Below are 340 nucleotides of genomic sequence, written 5' to 3'. Positions count from 1 at the left end.
GCCAGGCCGCTTACTTCAGCAGCGCCTGCGCCTTCGCCACCACGTTGTCCACGGTGAAGCCGAACTCGGCGAACAGCTGCTCCGCCGGCGCCGACTCACCGAAGGTGGTCATGCCCACGATGGCGCCGTTCAGCCCCACGTACTTGTACCAGTAGTCCGCGATACCCGCTTCCACCGCCACACGCGCCGTCACCGCCGCCGGCAGCACCGACTCGCGGTACGCCGCATCCTGCTTGTCGAACGCGTCGGTCGACGGCATCGACACCACGCGCACCTTGCGGCCCGCCGCGGTCAGTTTGTCCGCCGCTTCCACCGTGATGCCCACTTCGGAGCCGGTGGC

At 68.8% G+C, this 340-nt stretch carries 1 protein-coding gene; it reads right to left on the bottom strand.

Features of this window, described 5'->3' with window-relative positions:
- Window positions 1–10: 10 nt before the first annotated feature.
- Window positions 11–340: transketolase C-terminal domain-containing protein (locus tag MMS95_RS24130; protein WP_074428430.1), on the bottom strand; the 330-nt coding region annotated here is incomplete at its 5' end.

Source organism: Serratia sp. PGPR-27, assembly GCF_022678525.1.
In the GTDB taxonomy this organism is placed as follows: Bacteria; Pseudomonadota; Gammaproteobacteria; order Enterobacterales; family Enterobacteriaceae; genus Serratia; species Serratia nematodiphila.
The sequence above is the reverse complement of the archived record's forward strand: the minus strand, read 5'-3'. Positions and strand labels throughout refer to the sequence as shown.